The 1219-nt window shown below is 59.8% G+C and carries 1 protein-coding gene; it reads left to right on the forward strand.

The features are described from left to right. Window positions 1-6: 6 nt before the first annotated feature. On the forward strand, window positions 7-1219 hold a 1213-nt coding region (locus GKA01_RS13520), incomplete at its 3' end, for a site-specific integrase (RefSeq protein WP_146864156.1).

The raw sequence follows: 1219 nt of genomic DNA on the forward strand, positions 1-1219 counted from the left end.
GGACCAATGACGATTCCGTCGCATTTCGGAGTTCGTCTCATGGCCCGTATAAAGTCCGCCGAAAATGCCAAAGATCCTGCAACAGGACGTCCGCTGCCCGATGGCGTGAGTTGCCGGGGGCCAAAGCAGTATCGGGCCCGCAAGCTGGTCAATGGCCAGCGGATCATCAGAACATTTGACACTGCCCGTCTGGCCCGTTCCTGGCTCGAGGAAACCTCGGTCAAAGTGCGCGAAGGGCGTCATATCGACGTCCGGGCCTTGGACGGCCTCGTGCTCCGAACCCTGATTGAGCGCTACCGTGACGAATGCATGGCTCACCGCGACGCTGACCGGACAGGCCATATCCCGGCACTGTTTCGCGATCCCATCGCAGACCTGAAGCTCTCCCGCCTGACGGTTCCAGCGGTTCGATGCTTTCGCGACCGTCAGGGAAAGGATCGGGCCCCTGCGACAGTCGTCAAGCGGCTCAACCTCCTGGCCTCCACCCTCAATCATGCCATGAGCGAATGGGATGTCCCGCTCTCGCTGAACCCGGCTTCGGGACGCATGATCAAGCGGCCGACAGGCGCCGATCGCAAGCGCAACCGACGACTGCATGAAGACGCTCCGGAGAACCCAACGACCACCGCCCCTCCCAACACGACAGAAGCCAGCGAATATGACCGCCTGCTTGCCGCAGTGACGTCCGAAAGCCATCCGGATGACGTCTGGTTTGTGAGATGGGCCATCGAGCAGGCCACCCGATTAGGCGAAGCCGCGTCCCTGCGCTGGCGCGATATCAATCTTGTGGCACGAACAATTTCGCTCCGACACACCAAGACCCTGCATCTTGCCGAGGAAATGGGCCCGGAATTGCGCCCGCTGATGCCCGGGGCACGAGCGCTGCTCTACGACAAGCTGAACACGCTTTCTGCTTCCCCCGATCCGGATGACCTGATCTTCCAGATCGGCGATGAACGCGCTTTTTCAGTACGATACGGTCGGTGTGTTAAAAAAGCAGGGCTTGTCGATTTGACGTTTCACGATCTCCGTCATGAAGCCACCAGCCGTCTTGCCAGATTTTTCCCCAATCCTTTGGACCTGTGCAGGGTCACCGGGCATCGCGATCTCAAAAGCCTGGACCGCTACTACCAGCCCGTGTTGACAACCCTTGCGGAAGACGCAGAAGAGCGCGCCCGTGTACTTGGCTTCATTTATGACAGCGATGAAAGCGCGGCCA

The sequence above is a fragment of the Gluconobacter kanchanaburiensis NBRC 103587 genome (assembly GCF_007988905.1).
Taxonomy (GTDB): domain Bacteria; phylum Pseudomonadota; class Alphaproteobacteria; order Acetobacterales; family Acetobacteraceae; genus Gluconobacter; species Gluconobacter kanchanaburiensis.